This window comes from Salinifilum aidingensis (assembly GCF_054782015.1).
The window spans coordinates 16,675-32,005 of sequence record NZ_BAAGTH010000008.1 but is presented as its reverse complement, the minus strand read 5'-3'; the positions used below and the strand labels follow the sequence as shown (position 1 = coordinate 32,005).

Annotated in this window: 18 protein-coding genes; 9 read left to right on the top strand and 9 right to left on the bottom strand. The window is 72.7% G+C overall.

Going from position 1 to position 15,331, the window contains the following annotated elements; translation table 11 throughout:
- Positions 1 to 243 precede the first annotated feature (243 nt).
- A complete protein-coding gene (locus tag ACYVJE_RS12230) occupies positions 244 to 1,389 on the top strand; it encodes a lantibiotic dehydratase C-terminal domain-containing protein (RefSeq protein ID WP_461144530.1) in 1,146 nt (381 codons plus the stop codon).
- 230 nt (positions 1,390 to 1,619) lie between these two features.
- Here ACYVJE_RS12230 and ACYVJE_RS12225 read toward each other — a convergent pair whose 3' ends face one another.
- The 3 genes from ACYVJE_RS12225 to ACYVJE_RS12215 all read right to left on the bottom strand — a co-directional run bounded on the left by ACYVJE_RS12225 (position 1,620) and on the right by ACYVJE_RS12215 (position 3,890).
- Positions 1,620 to 2,513, bottom strand: coding sequence for an NAD(P)-dependent oxidoreductase (locus tag ACYVJE_RS12225; protein ID WP_461144529.1), 894 nt, complete (start codon positions 2,511 to 2,513; stop codon positions 1,620 to 1,622).
- 99 nt (positions 2,514 to 2,612) lie between these two features.
- A complete protein-coding gene (locus ACYVJE_RS12220) occupies positions 2,613 to 3,095 on the bottom strand; it encodes a TSCPD domain-containing protein (RefSeq protein WP_461144528.1) in 483 nt (160 codons plus the stop codon).
- 183 nt (positions 3,096 to 3,278) lie between these two features.
- The gene (locus ACYVJE_RS12215) at positions 3,279 to 3,890 is read right to left on the bottom strand and encodes a TetR/AcrR family transcriptional regulator (RefSeq protein WP_459159443.1); all 612 of its coding nucleotides are present in this window, start codon (positions 3,888 to 3,890) and stop codon (positions 3,279 to 3,281) included.
- Between the two features lie 346 nt (positions 3,891 to 4,236).
- Here ACYVJE_RS12215 and ACYVJE_RS12210 point away from each other — a divergent pair, with 346 nt between their 5' ends.
- Positions 4,237 to 5,583: a carboxypeptidase regulatory-like domain-containing protein gene (locus ACYVJE_RS12210; RefSeq protein WP_461144527.1), complete on the top strand. Its 1,347-nt coding sequence runs from the start codon at positions 4,237 to 4,239 to the stop codon at positions 5,581 to 5,583.
- 115 nt (positions 5,584 to 5,698) lie between these two features.
- Here the strand turns inward: ACYVJE_RS12210 and ACYVJE_RS12205 are convergent, their stop codons facing one another.
- Positions 5,699 to 5,881 carry a hypothetical protein gene (locus ACYVJE_RS12205; RefSeq protein WP_459159445.1) on the bottom strand — a complete coding sequence of 61 codons (183 nt, stop codon included), beginning with the start codon at positions 5,879 to 5,881 and terminating at the stop codon, positions 5,699 to 5,701.
- Between the two features lie 229 nt (positions 5,882 to 6,110).
- Between ACYVJE_RS12205 and ACYVJE_RS12200 the strand changes: the two genes are divergently transcribed.
- The 4 genes from ACYVJE_RS12200 (at position 6,111) to ACYVJE_RS12185 (ending at position 9,221) form a co-directional block, all read left to right on the top strand.
- A complete protein-coding gene (locus ACYVJE_RS12200; protein ID WP_459159446.1) occupies positions 6,111 to 6,890 on the top strand; it encodes an enoyl-CoA hydratase-related protein in 780 nt (259 codons plus the stop codon).
- A gap of 121 nt (positions 6,891 to 7,011) precedes the next feature.
- Positions 7,012 to 7,596 (top strand): type 1 glutamine amidotransferase domain-containing protein, encoded by a 585-nt coding sequence (locus tag ACYVJE_RS12195; RefSeq protein ID WP_459159447.1) that lies wholly within the window; start codon positions 7,012 to 7,014, stop codon positions 7,594 to 7,596.
- A 212-nt stretch (positions 7,597 to 7,808) separates the two neighbouring features.
- Positions 7,809 to 8,888: a VIT1/CCC1 transporter family protein gene (locus ACYVJE_RS12190; RefSeq protein ID WP_461144526.1), complete on the top strand. Its 1,080-nt coding sequence runs from the start codon at positions 7,809 to 7,811 to the stop codon at positions 8,886 to 8,888.
- A 156-nt stretch (positions 8,889 to 9,044) separates the two neighbouring features.
- Complete coding sequence (locus ACYVJE_RS12185; RefSeq protein WP_461144525.1) at positions 9,045 to 9,221, top strand: hypothetical protein; 177 nt, start codon at positions 9,045 to 9,047, stop codon at positions 9,219 to 9,221.
- Positions 9,222 to 9,708: 487 nt separating this feature from the next.
- Here the strand turns inward: ACYVJE_RS12185 and ACYVJE_RS12180 are convergent, their stop codons facing one another.
- Entirely contained in the window at positions 9,709 to 10,224 is a 516-nt protein-coding gene (locus ACYVJE_RS12180; RefSeq protein WP_461144524.1) for a lytic polysaccharide monooxygenase auxiliary activity family 9 protein, read from the bottom strand.
- Between the two features lie 265 nt (positions 10,225 to 10,489).
- Complete coding sequence (locus tag ACYVJE_RS12175) at positions 10,490 to 11,398, bottom strand: spermidine synthase (RefSeq protein WP_461144523.1); 909 nt, start codon at positions 11,396 to 11,398, stop codon at positions 10,490 to 10,492.
- A 221-nt stretch (positions 11,399 to 11,619) separates the two neighbouring features.
- Here ACYVJE_RS12175 and ACYVJE_RS12170 point away from each other — a divergent pair, with 221 nt between their 5' ends.
- A complete protein-coding gene (locus tag ACYVJE_RS12170; protein WP_461144522.1) occupies positions 11,620 to 11,991 on the top strand; it encodes a helix-turn-helix domain-containing protein in 372 nt (123 codons plus the stop codon).
- A gap of 156 nt (positions 11,992 to 12,147) precedes the next feature.
- A complete protein-coding gene (locus tag ACYVJE_RS12165) occupies positions 12,148 to 12,606 on the top strand; it encodes an RNA-guided endonuclease InsQ/TnpB family protein (RefSeq protein ID WP_461144521.1) in 459 nt (152 codons plus the stop codon).
- Here ACYVJE_RS12165 and ACYVJE_RS12160 read toward each other — a convergent pair.
- From ACYVJE_RS12160 to ACYVJE_RS12150, 3 genes are all read right to left on the bottom strand, one after another.
- On the bottom strand, positions 12,582 to 13,442 hold the full coding sequence (locus ACYVJE_RS12160; protein WP_459159452.1) for a sugar phosphate isomerase/epimerase family protein: 861 nt from the start codon (positions 13,440 to 13,442) through the stop codon (positions 12,582 to 12,584). The genes ACYVJE_RS12165 and ACYVJE_RS12160 overlap by 25 nt on opposite strands.
- 71 nt (positions 13,443 to 13,513) lie before the next feature.
- Positions 13,514 to 14,536: a Gfo/Idh/MocA family protein gene (locus tag ACYVJE_RS12155; RefSeq protein WP_461144520.1), complete on the bottom strand. Its 1,023-nt coding sequence runs from the start codon at positions 14,534 to 14,536 to the stop codon at positions 13,514 to 13,516.
- Between the two features lie 174 nt (positions 14,537 to 14,710).
- A complete protein-coding gene (locus ACYVJE_RS12150) occupies positions 14,711 to 14,878 on the bottom strand; it encodes a hypothetical protein (protein ID WP_459159454.1) in 168 nt (55 codons plus the stop codon).
- A gap of 220 nt (positions 14,879 to 15,098) precedes the next feature.
- Here ACYVJE_RS12150 and ACYVJE_RS12145 point away from each other — a divergent pair, with 220 nt between their 5' ends.
- Positions 15,099 to 15,323, top strand: coding sequence for a hypothetical protein (locus tag ACYVJE_RS12145; protein WP_461144519.1), 225 nt, complete (start codon positions 15,099 to 15,101; stop codon positions 15,321 to 15,323).
- Positions 15,324 to 15,331: the final 8 nt, after the last annotated feature.

Below are 15,331 nucleotides of genomic sequence, written 5' to 3'. Positions count from 1 at the left end.
CAGCAAGATTTTCGGTGATCGCGAAAACGCGCATCCACTGCGGAAGGAAAGCGCATGGCCGATGAGGACCCGCCGGAGGGCTTGGAGGAAGTTCCCCACGACGCCTTCGAGATCGACGACGAGGTCGGTGAGGCGCCGCCGCGCGGCACCGACGAACCGGCGTGACAGAGCCCCCGGCCGGCGGGGACGCGCAGGTGCCCCGCCGCGGCGCGCGCGCCGCGGCGAGCGCACGGGAGAGGCGGCATGAACGGTGCCGAGTGGCGCAGCACGCACGTGCATTACCACGCCTCGCTCGACGAGCTGGCGCTGCGCGCGGTCCGTCCCCTGCTGCGGCAGTTGCGCACGGACAGCGACATCGCCGCGGTGTACTGGCAGCGGCACTGGCGCCGCGGTCCGCACCTGCGGGTCAACGTGCGCGCGAGGCCGGAGCTGCACCGCGGTCGCGTCCGCCGGCGCGTCGCGGAATGCCTCGCCGGGTACCTGGACCGCTTCCCCTCGCGCAGCGCGCTCGACCCTGCGTCCTCGCGCGCGTGGCACACCGAGCTCGCCTGGTGGGAGGGTGAGACCGCGCCGCTGTGGCCGTGGATGCCGGACAACACCATCCGCGAGGCGGGTCACGACGACGGTTCCGCGGTGCTGGGCGGGGAACTGGCCGAGCTGACCGTCGCCTCCTGCGTGGACACCAACGACCTCGCCTTCACCGCCCTCGAGCAGCACCCCGCCCACGAGGGCCGCTGCGCGCACGCCTTCGACCTGCTCGCCGCGACCGCGCACGTCGCGTGCGGGCTGGGTGTCGAGTGGGGATTCACCGCGTTGCGGGCCGAAGCGGAAACCGTGCGCACCTTCGCCGGCGGAGCTGCGCTGTCGGCGTCGTGGCGCGAGATCGGCGCCGCCGACGCGGAGTGGTACCGCGCGCGCCTGCACCGGCTCGTCGCCGCGCTCGACCACGGCGACCTGAGCGATTTCCCCCTGGTGCGGCAGTGGCTCGCGCACTGCAGCGCCTACCGCCCCCACATCGACGGCTGCGTCCACAGCGGCCTGCTGCGACCTCCGCAGCGCTTCGGCGGTCAACGCGCCGCCCGGCGCGGTCACGGCGCCTCCGGCCTGCTGCTGCGGCGAGGAGTGCGCGGCTGCGGCTTCCGGAGCGCGGTGCGCAGCACGTGGTTCGCCACGTACCGGGTGCTGCTGCACCTGACCGATGTCCACATCGGACGGATCGGGTTGAGCGCGCTCGACCGGCTGCGCGTGTGCCACCTCGTCGCCTCGGCCGTGGAGTCGGTCCACGGCACGTCGCTGCCCGAGGTGCTGCACCGGTTACCCGGACGCAGCGATGCCGCGGCCATGCTGGGCCGGGCGCTGTCCGGGCCCGGTGCGAGTCCGGTGCGGTGAGCGGTGCACCACTCGTGACGGCGCGAGCTCGTCCGGCCCGCACCGCCGTCGCCGCGGTCGAGACGAACCGCGGTGCGGTGGAGCTCCACGGGCGCCTCGGCTTCCAGATCGTCGGCACCGTGCTCGGCGCGTTCCAGCACCCCGGGCTCGGCCGCGGGGGCTGCACATCATGTACTGCGACTTCTCCGAGCAGTGAGGCACGCGCCGTGAGGCGGCCCCGGCGCAGGCCCTCACGGCAGCCGGTGCCCGGAACGCTTCTCCGCGATGCGCACCACGGCGCTGTGGTCGAGGTCGGCACCGCCGTCCTCGACGAGTTCGGCCATCATCTCGGCGGCTTGCTCGAAGACCCGGTTGTCGGCGACCCCCTCGGTCAGCTCCCGGATGATGCCGATGTCCTTGAGGTGCGTGCGCGCCGCGCCACCGAGCGAGAAGTCGCGCTGCAGCATGCGTTCGCCGTGCAGGTCGAGCACGCGGCTGGCCGCGTAGCCGCCCTGCAGCGCTTCCCGCACGCAGGCGGGATCGGCGCCCAACGCCGAGGCGGTGACCAGCGCTTCGGCCACGGTGGCGAGGTTCGCGGCCACGACCATCTGGTTGCACGCCTTGGCCACCTGCCCCGCGCCCGGGCCGCCGCAGACGACCAGCCGGCCCGCGATCGCCCGCAGCACCGCATCGGCAGCGTCGAGGTCGTCCTGCGCACCTCCGGCCATGACCGACAGGTTGCCGTCCCGGGCCGCCGCGGGGCCGCCGGAGACCGGGGCGTCGACCGCGGCGCACCCGCGCCTGCGCAACTCCGCGGCGAGGTCCGCCGAGTCCCGCGGTGCGCAGGTGCTCGTGTCGACCAGCACGAACTCGTGCAGGCCGGAGTCCTGCAGGCCGTTCGCGTCGAGGCAGGCCGCGCGCACCTCCGGCCCCGACGGCAGCGAGGTGACGATGACCGGACGTTCGGAGACGGACTCGACCAGTGCGGGAACGTCCGGCACGACGTGCACGCCGCGCTCGGCCGCGGCCTCGCGGGTCGACGCGCTGCGGGAGGTGGCCGCGGTGGCGATGCCGCACTCCGCCAGCCGTTGCGCCAGCGCCGTTCCCATCGGGCCGAGCCCGACGACCCCCACCGATGCCGTCACGCCGTGCTCCTTCCTCCCGGGACGATCTCCCGGGCACGTTAGCGGGACGCGGCGCCGACGTCACGGGGACGGCCCAGGGCGGTGGGGTCCCGGCCGGGCTCAGGCGGAGGTCTCGCCGCCGGCTTCGCCGCTGCTGCGGATGCCGAGGCGGGAGCGGGTGGGGAAGTCGAGGTGGTCCAGTGCGATGCGGCGGAACACGTAGTCGGGCACGCTGAGCGCGCGGGGGATGTCCGGATCGGACACCGGCCCGGCCGGGGCGAAGGACATGCCGACGTACTGGCGGACGTAGTGCTCGAGCGAGACCCCGTGCTGCAGGCCGAGGGTGACCGCGCTGCACAGGCCGCTGAGGAAGCCGTTGACGGACTGGTGGTCCCACGTGCTGTCGGGTGCCGGTTCGATGCCGGCCCACACCTCGCCGAGAGCGCCGTCCGGGTAGACGTTCGTGGTCAGCCTCCCGAGGTGGCCGGCGATGGTGAACTCGCGCGTGTACCCGCGGCGGCGGCGCGGCGCGTGGCGGCGCCGGGTGCCGAGGTCCATCGGGATGAGCCTGCGGGTGTCACGGGTGCCGACGGGGCGGGACATGCCGCGGGGCGCTCCTTCGGTTCGGTGTCGGGTCGTGGTGCCGTGGCACGCAAGGTACAGCAGCGCACCGCCGTTGCGGCGCACCGGCCCCGGGTGTCGCGTCCCGTGTGGACGTTCACGACCGCGCGGCGGTCGGGGCGCTCGCTCCCGGACGCGCGGTTGCCGGCGCGTCCGCGGGCGGGGTCAGGACGGCGGGCGCAGTCCCCGGTGGAGGTGCTCGAAGAGCTCGTCGAGGTAGTCGCGCGCGCCGCGCTCGGAGTCGCTCTGGCCCTGGCACTGCACCGCGGTGCGCAGAGCCGTCATGGCCACCCCGCCGGTGAGGTTCACGTAGGGGTCCGTCCGGTCGCGCCCGAGCCGGTGCGCCAGGCCGTCGATGACGGTCGCTTCGAGCGCGCGGGAGGAGGTGATCACGCGGGGGAGCAGCTCCGGGTGCTCGCGCAGCACGCGCGTCTGGTCGCGCCAGGTCGGCCCGGCCATCGCGCTGTCCACGGCCTCGGCCAGCACGGTGTGCAGCACGGTCAGCGGTTCCTGCTCGGCCGGGGCGGCGGGGATGCGGTCGGCGACGCAGGCGAGGATGTCGTCGTCCCACGGGACGAGGACCTCCTCCTTGGCCGCGAAGTAGTTGAAGAAGGTCCGCGGGGAGACGTCGGCTCGCGCGCAGATGTCGTCGACGGTGACCGACTCCGGGCCGTGATCGCGGAACAGGCCGATCGCGGCCTGCCGGAGGGCCTCCCGGGTGGCGCGCTTCTTGCGCTCGCGCAGGCCCCCGGGTGACGCGCCTGCGGGGTGTGACATGGCCATCCCTCCGACTGCTCCGGCGGTGCTGCGTGCGACGTGCGGGGCCGTTGCGCCGGATGGTAGAGCCCGCCTCCCGCGGGTGCGGACCCGGCATCCGTGCGTTCCTGCATTTTTGCATCGACTGCAGAAATCAGTTAGCCTGACTAAGCAAGGAGCACGGGGGGTCCGTCGACGTGCGCCCACCATCGGTGGGGACGCGGTCATCGGCAGCGCGGCACTGCTGCCGTCCTGGCGCATGTCCGCCCCGTCCCGCGTCGCGGGAGCTCACGCGCAGCCCGCGAGCAGCGCAGCTCGGGGCGACCGGTCGTTGCACGCAGATCCGTTCCACAGATCAGGAGGCTTGTTGGCTGCGGAAGAGTCGCGCCAGTGGGTGCGCACGGCGCGAGCGCTGACCTCGGCACTGTGGTTCCCGCTGTTCTTCATCCTCGGGTTCCTGGTGTTCTACCTGCTGCCGTTCCACGCCCCGTCGCCGCACCACATGCCGGTGGCGGTCGTCGGTGACCAGGCGGCGGCCCAGCTGGAGGTGCAGCTGGACCAGAAGATGCCCGACGGGGTGGACGTCAGCGCGGTGCCCTCCGAGCAGGACGCCCGGCAAGCGGTGCAGGACCGGGACGTGGTCGCGGCCTACGACCCGGCCGACGGGCAGCTGTTCTACGGCAAGGCCAACGGCCAGGCGCTGATGCAGTTCACCCAGAAGATCTTCAGCCCCGTGGCCGCAGCGACCGGGCAGCAGCTGCAGCTCACCGACCTCGCGCCGACGGCAGCGGGCGACGTGATGGGCACGGGCCTGTTCTACTGCCTGATGGCGCTGAACATCCCGCCGTACATCACCGTGATGATGCTGCTGCGGGCCGAGGTCGGCACCCGGCAGAAGCTCCTGTCCATCGTCGGCGTCGGGATCTTCGCCGCGGTGGCCGCCTACGTCTTCGCGGTCAGCACCAACGTCATCCCGAACCAGCCGCTGACGTTCATCCCGATCGCGTTCATGCTCACGCAGGCCATCGGGTGGACCGCCTTCGGACTCGTCCCCCTGGTCAAGCAGTTCATCCCCGCGGTGGCCATCGGCCTGTTCGTGCTGCTGAGCATCCCGTCCTCCAGCGGCGCGATCCCGAAGGAGCTCGTGCCGGAGTTCTTCCAGTTCCTGCACAACCTCCTGCCGCTGGGCCAGGCGGTGGACGCGATGCGGGGCATCTTCTACTTCGGCGGCTCCGGTGCCACCCCCGCTGTCTGGGGACTCGTCGCGTGGTGCGCGATCGGCGTCGCGCTCGTGTCCGGCACCCAGTGGTGGCAGCACCGCAAGAAGGCCGAGGACCCCGAGGTCGTGGACACCGGCGGGACCTACGAGCACGAGGAGGAGCCCTCGGAGGCGGTCGCCGACCCGTCGGTGGTGCCCCCGCGGCCCGCGCACCACCGCACGCTGGCCGGCACGGTCCGCGACACCGCGGCGACGGCGGTGCCCGGCGCCGTCGTCACCGTCACCGACAGCAGCGGGGCGCAGCTCGCCCGCGTCACCAGCGACGCCGACGGCACCTACGAGGTGCACGACCTGCCGGACCAGCACGTCACCGTCGTCGTCGCCGCCCAGGGCATGCGCCCGCTGGCCGACCGGGTCGCCGTCCGCCCCGGGCGCACCGCCGGCTACGACTTCGCGCTGCAGCCGGCGGGGAAGGCGGCCGCGCAGCTCCAGTAGCGGGCGGTCCGGGACACCCCTGCAGGTGATCACGCGGCGCGCCGCTGCCGGAACCGGCAGCGGCGCGCCGCACGCGCGTGCGGCGCCGCTCGTCGACCTCCCCGCCCGGCGGGCCTCACTCCTGGGCGAGGTGCTGGAAGAAGGTCACCAGCGCGGAGCCGATGGTGCGGACCAGGCTCAGCAGGGCTTCCCACCCGTTGCGCACCACCCCGGCGGCGTTGACCGGGTCGCGCACCACAAGGAAGCCGACGACGAGCACGGCGAGGACGACGATCACCACAACACCCTTGCGGTCCACCGGATCAACCCTCCGAGTCAGCGGCGATCAGACCGAGATGCGCGTGCGAGCCTACCCGGCCGCACCGGAGGTGCGGTGGCGACCGGCGGGCACGGCGCGCCCGAACGCGTCGAACGCGGCACGCCGGACGTTCCGCCCGCCGTCGCGTTCCTTCAACGACCGCGGGCGATGTGCGAGGCTTGCCGTGGCACGTGCGGTCCACCACACGCATCCACCGGAGGCGACGAACATGAGCAGCACGTCGTGGCAGCACATCCGGGTCGAGCACACCGACCCCGCGGTCCGCATCACCATGGACCGGCCGCAGCGCCGCAACTCGCTGACCGGCGAGCACCTCGCCGAACTGCGCGCAGCGTTCCAGCAGGCGGGCGAGACCAAGGCCGCGGGCATCGTGCTGGCCGGTGCGGGGCCGGTGTTCAGCTCCGGGCACGACTTCGCCGACCTGGCCGAGCGGGACCACCAGGAGACCCGCGAGATGCTGCGCTCGTGCACCGAGCTGATGCGCACCGTCCAGTCCGTCCCGCAGGTGGTGGTGGCCCGCGTGCACGGGCTGGCGGTGGCCGCCGGGTGCCAGCTCGTCGCCTCCTGCGACCTGGCCGTGGCCGGCGAGTCGGCCGGGTTCGCGCTGCCGGGCGGCAAGGGCGGCTGGTTCTGCCACACCCCGGCCGTGCCGGTGGCGCGCAACATCGGCCGCAAGCGGCTGATGGAGATGGCCCTGACCGGCGACGCGATCGACGCCGCCACCGCCGCCGACTGGGGGCTGGTCAACCGCGTCGTCGCCGATGACGCGCTCGACGACGCGGTCGACGAGCTGCTCGCCCGCGCCACCCGCGGGAGCCGGCGCAGCACCGCGCTCGGCAAGCAGGTGCTCTACGCCCAGCTCGACCGGCCGGAGGAGGACGCCTACGCGATCGCGCTGGAGGCCATGGCCGCCTCCTCGCAGACCCCCGAGGGGCGCGAGTCCATGCAGGCGTTCGTGGACAAGCGCCCACCGGCGTTCCCGGAGTGATCCGCGTCCGCTCCCGCACCGCGGGCACGTTTGCCGCTGCCGCAGCAGCGGGAACCTCCAGCACGGACCTCCGCGGGCGCGGCAGGTGCGCCCGCGCGATCCGAGCGCGCAAGGAGGAGCAGTGGCAACGACGCTGGAAGGAAAGCGCGTGGCGTTCCTCGTCGCCACCGAAGGAATCGAACAGGTGGAGCTGACCACGCCGTGGAACGCGGTGCGGGAAGCCGGTGCCGCCACGGAGCTGCTGTCCACCCGCTCCGGCACCGCGCAGGCCTTCCACCACCTGGACAAGGCCGACCTGTTCGCCGTGGACACCGTGGTCTCCGAGGCCGATCCCGACCGCTACGACGGGCTCGTGCTCCCGGGCGGCGTGGCCAACCCGGACGCGCTGCGGCGCGATCACTCCGCCGTGTCGTTCCTGCGCACCCTGTTCGAACAGGGCAAGCCGGTCGCGGCGATCTGCCACGCGCCGTGGATGCTCGTCGAGGCCGATGTCGTGCGCGGCCGCGAGGTGACCTCGTACCCCAGCCTGGCCACCGACCTGCGCAATGCCGGGGCCACCTGGGTGGACCGCGAAGTGGTCACCGACCGCGGGCTGGTCACCAGCCGCACGCCGGACGACCTCGCCGCCTTCGACGCGAAGGTGGTCGAGGAGATCGCCGAAGGCGTGCACGGCCAGCGGGTGGTCGGCCAGGCCGCGTCCGGCTGACGCGGCCGGGGAACGGCGTGGTGCCGGAGGCGGAATACGCCCCCGGCGCCGCGCGTTGCACCCCGCGGCAACCGCCGCTGGGCCGAAGGGTCACAGCCGGATATTGGGCGCCGCCGTCACACGCCGCGCACGGTTCGACTCCGTCGGTTGCCGCTGGTCGTCGCGCCGCGCCCGCGCTGGTCCGCCCGCCCGGGCGCTGCCACTCTGGGCCCGTGCCCGAGCCCTCCCCGCACGCCGCCGGCCCGCGGACGCTGCGCCGCTGGCGGCGCCGACTCGGCTACGAGCGCGCCGAAGCCGCCGTCTACCGGCAGCTCGCCGCCCGCAGCAGCGGCAGCGAACGCGACGTGCTGCTCGGGCTGGCCGAGGCGGAGGAGCGCCACGCCGCCCACTGGCGCGAGCTGCTCGGGGCGAAGGCCGCACCGGAGCCGCGCGCCGCGCTGCGCATGCGCGTGCTCGCGCAGCTGGCACGGGTGTTCGGCTTCGTGGTCGTCCTCGCCCTGGCGCAGCGCGCCGAGAAGCGCGCCTCCCGCGGTGCCGCCGAGGAGGCCGCACCGGAGATCGCCGCGGACGAGCGCATCCACGAGGAGGTCGTGCGGGCGCTCGCGGCGCGCGGGCGTGAACGCCTCTCCGGCGCGTTCCGCGCCGCGATCTTCGGCGCCAACGACGGCCTGGTCAGCAACCTCGCTCTGGTGCTCGGCGTCGTCGGCGGGGGACTGGCCGCGGACACGGTGCTGCTGACCGGGTTGTCGGGGCTGCTGGCCGGGGCGTTGTCCATGGCGGCGGGGGAGTTCGTGTCGGTGCGCTCGCAGCGCGAACTGCTCGCGGCCACCGCGCCGGACGCGCAGGCCCGTTCCGCCGTGCCGCACCTCGACGTCGACACCAACGAGCTCGCCCTCGTCTACCGCGCCCGCGGCATGGACGGCGAAGCGGCGCAGCGCAAGGCGGACGCGGTGCTGGCCGGCGGTTCCGGCGCGGCCTCCCCCACCGACATCGCCCAGGAGGACGGGCACGAGGTCGTCGGCACCGGCATGCGCGCCGCCGTCACCAGCTTCGGCACGTTCGCCTGCGGGGCGTTCGTCCCGGTGCTGCCCTTCGCCGTCGGGGCCGCGGGGTGGCCCGCGGTGCTCAGCGCGGTCGTGCTCGTCGGTATCGCGCTGCTGGGCACCGGTGCCTGCGTGGGGGTGATCTCCGGTGCCTCACCGGTCACGCGCGCGCTGCGGCAGTTGGCGATCGGGTTCGGGGCCGCCGGGATCACCTACGCGCTCGGCCTGTCCTTCGGGGCCGTCGGGTGAGATGCGCTCCTCCCATCCACATCGGACCTGTGCGGCAGGTGCGGTGCCGCCGCTCCGGCGGTCACCGCCGATTCCGACATGGCGCGAAAGTCCGCTGTGTCGCGAACTTGACCGGATCAGAACGCACGTGCGAGCTTGCCCCATCCGTTGTTGTGCGTGGGACCTGAGAGCGAGCAGCTGGCGATGGTGTACGCGAGTCGGGACATGTTCGAGGTCGACGAAACGGCGGCCCCCGCCGTGCTCGGTGCCGAGGAGGAGGACGAGGAGATCGTCGAGGAGGTCGCCGAGCAGGAGCCCCCGGTGGCCGAGCAGGGGGTGGACCCGTCCGAGTAGCGGTCCCCGGCCGCCGCGCGTGAGGAGGCGCCACCGGATTCGGCCGCCTCGTTCGCGGTTCTCCCGATCGCTGCCGGTGCCCGCGGCAAAGGTTGCGGGCATGTGCGCATGATCGCGATCCGAATCACATTTCACGGTGCGTCCGGCACGATAGCCGGATGATCTTGGTCGTGCTGCCGGCAGCGGTGTCCTCGTGCGCGCGTCGTTGTGGTGCTCTCCCGCGGGGGCGGCGGACGCTCGATCGGGCGTCCCGCGCGGGGGTGGCGGAGCATCCTCGGTGGGAGGCGCCCGGTGGGCGCGGTCTGGTGCCCGCCGTCGAGGAGTGCCCGCAGGGAGGGGCGCACGCGCCGATCCCGCTGCAGGGCGATGAGGGCAGGATCTGCGCCAAGTGCGGGCAGGCCTGCTGATGCGGCCGTGTTCGCGGCCGCGGCCTGCGCCCGCAGCGGCCGTGCCGCCGGGCGGGCGCAGTCCGGGCGGGAGGTTCGGGTCACGCGGCGCCGACGACGACGTCGGTGCAGGCGTAGAACGCGTTGCTCGTGTCGGCGATGTTCCACACCGCCAGCACGGTGTGCTCTCCCCGGTGGTCGCTGAGGTCGACGGTGTGCGAGACGTGGTCGCCGGGTTTGGCCCCGCCGTCGTCGAACTCGGCGACCTTGGTGCCGTCCACGTAGTACTCCCAGGTGCTGGTGGCGTGCGCGGCGGTGATCGACCAGTTGAACTCGGCGGTCTCGCCGACCGGCGTGGACTGCCAGTTCTTGCTGTCGTCGTCGAGCTCGGCGAACCGCTCGTTGCCGCCGCTGCAGCTGCGCAGCCCCTTCGGTCCCTCGACGCTCTGCGGCTCCCACTGGATGCTCCCGCAGTCGACCGCGCCGGCGGCGCACTGCGCCTGCCGGCTGGGCGGGTCGGAGACGTAACCGTGCGCGCTGGCCGTGCCCGAGCCGAACGTGACGAGCAGCGGGGCGACGGCAGCGCTGATGGCGGCGATCTTCGCGGTGGAGCGCATGTTTCTCCCGAGTCGGTCGACCCCTCCCGCGGATGCGCGGGAGGGGTGCTGAGAATTCCCGTGCGGCACGGATTTCCGTGTCACGAGGCGACGACTCTAGGGAGGGGGCGGGCGGGGGTCAACGAAACGGGGAAAGACGGCAGGCGCCCGGCAAAACTGCCGCGACCGAGGGGGAATACCGGCAATACCGGGAAATTCCTCGGATTCGGGTGCACGCGGCCGCGCCGGTGCACCCGAGCGCTCGCGCCGCGGCGGAGCCCGCGCGTCAGGTGCGCAGGACCATGGGCACGTGCGTGGCGCTGAACAGGGCGGGGTCGTCCATCGTCCGCGGCCGGTAGCGCAGCTCGGCCAGCCGCCGCCGCATGCGCGCCACCGGATCGGTGAGCGCGTCGTCGCGGCCGAGCATGATGGCTCCCCACGGCTGTTCGTCGGCGCGGAAGTACACCCGGGTGCCGAAGACCTCGCCGAAGCGCTGCCACGGTCGCACCAGGCTCGCAGCGGAGTCCGCTGTGGGCAGACTCAGGTAGGGGCGGCTGACGTGCGTGCTGATCACGCCTCCCGGCGCCAGCAACCGCTGGCACTCGCGCAGGAAGTCCGCTTCGTAGAGCGCGTTGTGCGGCAGGTCCAGCTCCTCCTGCTCCTCCGGGAGGTCGAGCACGATCACGTCGTAGCGCGCTCCGGGGGAAGCGGAGCGCACGAAGTCCGCGCCGTCCTGGTAGTGCAGGCGGACGGGGCCGTCACCGGCCTCGGCGGCGCGCACCTCCTCGGGCGTGAACCCGTACGGCAGGTGTTCCGCGCAGATGCGCACGCACTCCGGGTCGATGTCGACGTGGTCGACCTGCGCACCGGATTCGGCGGCGATCTGCGAGACGGCCCCCTCGCTGCAGCCGATCACCAGCACCCGGTCGAGGCGCTCGGCCAGCAGCATCGCCGGCACGAGCTCCGCCTCGTGGAAGGCGAGCTGGCCGATCTCGGCGCTCTGCGGGTTGTCGTCGCAGAAGAGGGTGGTCCCCAGCAGGGTCCGGGCGACGAGCACCTGCTGGTAGGGGGTGGACCCCTCGTGGAGCACCTCGTGCAGCCGCCAGAGGTCGCGGACGTCGTCGCGGACGGGTTCCGTAAGCCAGCGCGTGTTCAACTGCACCACCAATCGGTCACCGATACCGTCATCTGTCACCACGTACCGTACCGACCTGCCGGTGTCTGCTGGATCACAGGTCCTGCGGATGCGCTGCCCCGGGCTGCACTGTCCGCAGCGGACAGTGCAGCCCGGGGCAGCGGTTCACCGGGTCTCCCATCGAGAGAAGCCCTGGCCCTCAGGCCGGGGAGGAAATCGATCCTGAAGGGGCGCGGCGACCCTCGCTTACTCGAACGGACATCACGGGTAAAATGATCGGTATGCGGACGGCGTGCAAGTGCCGGGCCTACCCGGATCACGAACAGGTGGCCCAACTGAGCCGCACGTTCGGCTGTGTGCGCCTCGTGTGGAACAAGTCCCTCGGCGCCCGGCACCGCCGCTACCGCGCCGAAGGCCGGTCGACCTCCTGCAAGGAAACCGACGCGGCCCTGTCCGAGTGGAAGAAGATCGGCGAGCTGGCGTTTCTGCCCGAGGTGTCGTCCGTGCCGTTGCAGCAGACGCTGCGGCACCAGCACACCGCGTTCGCGAACTTCTTCGCCGGACGCGCCCAACACCCGAGGTTCGGGTCCGCAACGGGAAGCAGTCGGCGCACTGCACCCGCAGCGCCTTCACACTGCGCGGCGGGGAACTGACGCTGGCGAAGCAGAAATCGCCGTTGCGGTTCGTGTTGTCCTGGCCGGGCATCGATCCGGCCGCGTTGAACCCGACGATGGTGGTGGTCTGGTGCGCCGGGCCGAGACGATCGCCATCGAGGATCTCAACGTCGCTGGCATGACCAGCAGCGCCGCATGAACCGCCGACGAGCCGGGCCGCAACGTGCGGTCGAAAGCCGGGTTGAACGGCGCTTCCTGGACGCCGCGTTGAGCGAGTTCCGCCGCCAGCTGGAGTACAAGGCAGCTCGCGCCGGCAAGCGCGTGCTCGCGGTGCACCGGTGGTACCCGTCCAGCAAGACCTGCTCGAACTGCGGGCACCTGCTGTCCGGCCTGGAACTCCCGGTGCGGGCGTGGACGTGTCCGCACTGCCGCACCCGGCACGACCGGGATGTCAACGCGGCGAAGAACATCCTTGCCGCTGGTCGAGCGGTAGCCGGGGACAACCCCGGCCAAGCCCGTGGAGCTGGTGCGAGTCGGCAAGGGTCCTCCCTTCCGCAGCCAGCGATGAAGCAGGAACCCCCGGGCGCGAGCCCGAGGGGAATCCCCGCCCCTCGAGGGCGGGGAGGAAGTCAGGAGAGGTGCTTCGCCACGTAGTCGCCGATCGTCTCGCGCATGTACAGCGAGGACTCGCGGGCGCGCTCCTCCCAGGCGAACACGCACGCCACCAGCGTGCCGTCGAAGCCGATGCCGGACAGCGCGCGGAAGAACTCCTCCCAGTCCACTTCGCCCTGGCCGATGTCCAGGTGCTGGTGGATGCGGGCGGTCGACCACGGCGGGTTGACGATGTAGCGCTTGCCGGAGGAGGCGGTGTGGTCGAACGTGTCCGCGATGTGCGCGTGCGTCAGCAGCGGCCCCGCGTGCTCGATGATGCCCGGGGCGTCGTTGCCCATGTGGAACGTGTGCGGCGTGCAGTAGAGGAACTCCACGTTGGGCGAGTTGATGCCGCGGATGAGGTCGACCGCGGCGCGCCCCTCCTCGATGAAGTCGTCCGGGTGCGGTTCGAGGCGCAGCGTGATGCCCTCGCGCTCGAACAGCGGCAGCAGCTCTTCCATGGACCGCCAGAAGCAGGCCTCGCTGCGGGCCGGCTCCTCGGGGCGGCCGTTGAACTCGGAGACCATGACGTCGGCGCCGAGCTTGCTGGTGATGTCGATGGCGCGCTTCCAGTAGCGCACCGCGGCCTCGCGGGAGTCCTCGTCCGGGCCGGACCACCGGTACAGCGGCAGCACGGAGCTGATCCCCACGCCGGCCGCGTCGAGCTCCCGGCGGAAGGCGCGCAGCGTGGCGTCGTCGATGCGCGCGTGCTCGAAGAACGGCAGGACGTCGTCGCGCGGGGAGAGCTCGATCCACTCGTAGCCGAGCTCGGCCACGAGCCGTGGCAACTCCAGCAGCGGGGTGAAGCGGAACATGTGCGGGTCGAGTGCGATCTTCATTGCGGACCTCGCGTCAGTGGTGCTGGTACGGCGGGGGCGAGCGCCCGGGGGTGCGGGCGCGGTGGGGAGTCTCAGGTCGCGTAGAGCTTGGGCATCTCACCGAGGGAGACGGGCACGCGTTCACCGCTGGCCTGGGCGCGCACGCCTGCGGCGCAGGCCGCCGCGGCGGCGTAGCCGTCCCAGGTGCTGGCCGCGCCTTCGACGACCTCGCCGTGCTGGGCGGCCTCGACCCAGCGCTGGACCTCCAGGTCGAAGGCCTGCCCGAACCGCTCGGGGAAACCGGCCGGCACCGATCCGCCCCAACCGTCGCGGGTGTGCCGGACGAGCCCGGATTCGGCGCCGATGCGGGCGGTGCCGTCCTCGCAGACGGCTTCGCAGCGCACCTGGTAGCCGAAGCGGCAGTTGACGAAGATCTCCACGGTGGCCAGCGCGCCCTCGTCGGTTTCGATCGTGACCAGCTGCGGGTCGGTCAGGCCGGGGGCGGCGCGGGTGCTGCGCCCCGGAGCGCGGACGGACATGGCGCTGATCTCGGAGTCGAGCAGCCAGCGGACGGTGTCGACCTCGTGCACCACCGAGTCGTAGATCATCATCTCGTCGGTGAACTCGGGGGGTGTGGCCGCGTTGCGATGCGTGCAGTGCAGCAGCAGCGCCTCGCCGAGCTCGCGGTCGCGGAGCACCTGCTTGAGGTGGGCGTACTCCGCGTCGAACCGGCGCATGAAGCCGAGCTGGATCAGCCTCCGGCCGGTGTCGGCCTCGGCGGCGACGATCCGCTGGGCCGACTCGGCGTCCGGGGTGAGCGGTTTTTCGCAGAGCACGGGGATGCGGTGCTCGAGCGCGGCGAGCAGCAGCGGTTCGTGCGTGTGCCCCGGCGAGGCGATGACCACGGCGTCCACGTCGGCGGAGGTGATCACGTCGCTGGGGTCGGTGGTCACGCGCGCCCCGGTGTCCGCGGCGGCGGCGTGCGCCCGGTCGGCATCGGGGTCGCCGACCACGGCGAGTCGGGCCCCGCTGATGCGTTCGTGGATGCGCCGCGCGTGGTCGGCACCCATCCGGCCGGCTCCGATGAGTCCGATGCGCACGTCGTGCTCGCTCATGCCTACCTCCCTGGGACGCTCCCGGGTGTGACTCCCATCGCCCGGGTGCGGCCAGTGTTTCCGGGGCACGAGGCACGTGTCAATACTTGGTCCTGACATAAGGACTTTTTGTTCGGGTGGCGCGGGAACGCTGCTCCGGCGCGGCGAGCGGTGCTCCGGCCGGGGCGCGGCGGGTCAGCTCAGCATCCGCGCCAGGAACCACCCGATGCGGCTGACCCGGCGCACCCGCGGCCGATCGGCCACCCCGTGCACCTCCCACTGCTGTCCGCACTCCGGGCAGCGCCACAACCCCATGCGCGAGGTGTCCACCTCGCACGGATGTCCTCGGCGTCCGCGTCTCATCGCTTTCCTCGCGCTCGGTTCGTCCCTGGTCCGATCCCACCACAGCTGCGGCTCCCCGGGGTGCTCATCACTCGAAGTGACCGCCCGCTCTCGCCCGGACGGTGGGGCCGAGCGGTGGGCGGTCACGGCGCGTCCGGGACTTTTTCCCGTGTGCCGCAGCGGCCGCTCGGCATACCGTCGTCACCGGACGCAGCCGCACCGCAACGGAAGGTGATCGATCGTGCAGCCCCGGGAGTCCGCCGCCACACCGCGACCGCGCGAGAGCGCCGATGCCGCCCCCACGGTCGCCGACCTGGTCGAGGAGATGGAGCGGCGTTGGCAGGAGCTCGCCACGCTGCGCGTGAGCCCCGACATGTACGGCAGCGAGAGCCTCGACGGCCAGCTCTCCGAGCTCGAGCTGTGGCTGCTGCGCCTGCGGCGGGCGCGCCCCGACCACCACGGCTGACCTTCCGC

Excerpts from the sequence above, each read along its gene's own strand:
- ACYVJE_RS12220 (WP_461144528.1), bottom strand. The coding sequence starts at position 3,095 with ATGTCCCGCCCCGTCGGCACCCGTGACACCCGCAGGCTCATCCCGATG.
- ACYVJE_RS12230 (WP_461144530.1), top strand. The coding sequence starts at position 244 with ATGAACGGTGCCGAGTGGCGCAGCACGCACGTGCATTACCACGCCTCG.
- ACYVJE_RS12160 (WP_459159452.1), bottom strand. The coding sequence starts at position 13,442 with ATGAAGATCGCACTCGACCCGCACATGTTCCGCTTCACCCCGCTGCTG.
- ACYVJE_RS12150 (WP_459159454.1), bottom strand. The coding sequence starts at position 14,878 with ATGAGACGCGGACGCCGAGGACATCCGTGCGAGGTGGACACCTCGCGC.
- ACYVJE_RS12180 (WP_461144524.1), bottom strand. The coding sequence starts at position 10,224 with ATGCGCTCCACCGCGAAGATCGCCGCCATCAGCGCTGCCGTCGCCCCG.
- ACYVJE_RS12155 (WP_461144520.1), bottom strand. The coding sequence starts at position 14,536 with ATGAGCGAGCACGACGTGCGCATCGGACTCATCGGAGCCGGCCGGATG.
- ACYVJE_RS12165 (WP_461144521.1), top strand. The coding sequence starts at position 12,148 with ATGAACCGCCGACGAGCCGGGCCGCAACGTGCGGTCGAAAGCCGGGTT.
- ACYVJE_RS12170 (WP_461144522.1), top strand. The coding sequence starts at position 11,620 with ATGCGGACGGCGTGCAAGTGCCGGGCCTACCCGGATCACGAACAGGTG.
- ACYVJE_RS12215 (WP_459159443.1), bottom strand. The coding sequence starts at position 3,890 with ATGTCACACCCCGCAGGCGCGTCACCCGGGGGCCTGCGCGAGCGCAAG.
- ACYVJE_RS12200 (WP_459159446.1), top strand. The coding sequence starts at position 6,111 with ATGAGCAGCACGTCGTGGCAGCACATCCGGGTCGAGCACACCGACCCC.